The organism is Synechococcus sp. R6-10, from assembly GCF_047461815.1.
Lineage (GTDB): Bacteria > Cyanobacteriota > Cyanobacteriia > Thermostichales > Thermostichaceae > Thermostichus.
In genome coordinates, this window is record NZ_JANSHW010000422.1 from 1 (window position 1) to 2048 (window position 2048).

A 2048-nucleotide genomic window follows, 5' to 3' on the forward strand; every position below is an offset into this window, starting at 1 on the left:
ATCCGTACTGAACATATTATACATTATTTTCAGTATAGTTGAGCTTATTATTGACTAGAGTCATGCTCTCTCGGTCTTGTTCGGCCAGCTCCTGGATGGCCTGTTGGTACACCTGGGCAGGTGTGGATCCCTGGTTGACTTGCTTCAGCCAGCGTTGGGCCTCATTGCCCTGGTGGAGCAGGGTTTGCAAGGGAGCTAGAAAACAGCCCAAGCCTTGAGGTTGGCCAATACGCCAAGCTTCGGTCAGCAGCTCTTCGATCCACTCTTGGGCCGCCCGTTCCCGGCCTGTCCGCCAATCGACCAAACGAGATTGCAGCGATTCTCGAGCAGCAGCCTGCTCGTTGGCTTCGCAAAGGCTCTCCAGCTCTGTTGGGGTAAAGGGCCCCCGCAAGGGATCCAGCGCTTCCGGCTGGGCCAGCAACTGCCAGAGACGGGCTTCCACCAAGGCGGTAATGGCCAGAACCATCACCGGATCCCCCACCAGATCGCAAATGCGCAGCTCCACGCGGTTGAGGTGGTAGGGCCGCTCCGGGCCGTTGGGTCGCACCGAGGCCCACAGGTGGCGCACATTCTGCATTGTGCCCAAGGCTAGCTGCTCCTGGATCCAGGCAATGTAGTGGGCGTGATCCCGGAAGAAGGGCACCTGAGCCGGCGTTTTGGGGAACACCTGCCAACGGCTGGAGTGGGATCCCGTCACCCGTCCGTCCAGAAAAGGAGAGGAAGCGCTCAGAGCTAGGTAGAGAGATGCTTCCGCTCGCAGCAGGCGACAGGCCCGGAAGATAGCCTCGGTATCCGGCAGGCCGACATTGATGTGAATGCTGGCGGTTACCACCCGCGTGCCGTAGGTGCGCTCGATGTAGTCGTGGTAGGGGTTGCCGGGATCCGACCGCTCGAAGTGGTCGCTGCCGCCCAAAGCTAGCGTGCTCCCTGGCAGAAGGGTGTAAGGGCCAAGACGGCGCAAAAATTGCCGCAACTGTAGGCGAGGTCGCAACAAGGCACAGAGCAGGTCTTCGTAGCGGCGAAGGGGAGGGGTGATATACTCCACGTTGCGCCGATCCGGCTCCCGCACAAACCCTGGCAAAGCTTGGCAAATGCGATCCGATAGACCCACCACTTCCCCGGCGGCGGTGCCGGTGTACATTTCCACCTCAAAGCCCTTGGTCAACAGCACAGGCCAGCCTCCAGCCGCAGCCTCACCAGTCTAACCTTTCTCTTCTCCCCTCATTGTCCTGGGGTTTGGCAGGGAATTGGCCGATGGTGGGGAAGTTTCTCGACCTGTTCTAGAGCCGTTTTATAATATTTACACTCTTAGAGGGTGTCAATTGAACCAAGCGGTATCTCAAAAGTCCTAGACTTTGGCAAGGAATCCACAGGGCCTTAGGGTGGAGATCAAAAAGGAACTACGACCTCTGGCAGGTGAACCTTGCCGATGATTACCAAGATGATTACCAAGAAGAAATCGAAGTGACATCTCCGTCTTTAAAGATTCAGCGATGAGCTTTCCTCTCAGTCATCTGTTGCAGCGAGGTCGGCAGCATCTTGCCCCTTTTTTAGGGCAAATCTTGTTGCCCAGCTTGGCCTTGACGGTGCTGCAGATCTTCATGATCCCGTTCTGGAGTGAGGAGAGCGACTATGCTTCTGCCTTCACAGCCCTGAGTCAGCGGGATAGCTATTGGTATCTCAGCATTGTGCGGCGGGGGTACCAGTTTGTGGGTTTCGACAAGATTGCCTACGAGCAGAGCAACGTAGCTTTTTTCCCCGGCTATCCCCTGGCAGTGGCCGCAATCAGTCACCTTGTGGGAGTTGACCCTGAACTGGGGCTCTACCTCACCGCCCAGCTCTTTTGCTGGCTGATGTGGGTTTACCTTTTCCTGCTTTACCGCAGGTGGCAAATTCCCCCCCTCTGGCAAATTTTGGCCAGTTTGCTCATCTTCTTTTATCCCACCAGCTTTTACCTGGTCGTGGGCTACAGCGAATCTTTGTTTATGGCCAGCCTACTGGGTTTTCTCTACTGGTCAATTCACGGGGGCCGTCCCCTGCTGATGCTC

The 2048-nt window shown here is 56.6% G+C and carries 1 protein-coding gene and 1 pseudogene; one reads left to right on the forward strand and one right to left on the reverse strand.

The annotated features are described in order from the left end of the window. Window positions 1-16 precede the first annotated feature (16 nt). Window positions 17-1171, reverse strand: a complete 1155-nt coding sequence (gene gshA, locus NW837_RS11580) for a glutamate--cysteine ligase (protein ID WP_414331664.1) — start codon at window positions 1169-1171, stop codon at window positions 17-19. A 322-nt stretch (window positions 1172-1493) separates the two neighbouring features. On the opposite strand from gshA, the pseudogene NW837_RS11585 reads away from it, so the two are divergent. Next, a pseudogene (locus NW837_RS11585) lies at window positions 1494-2048 on the forward strand (hypothetical protein); the annotation flags it as partial.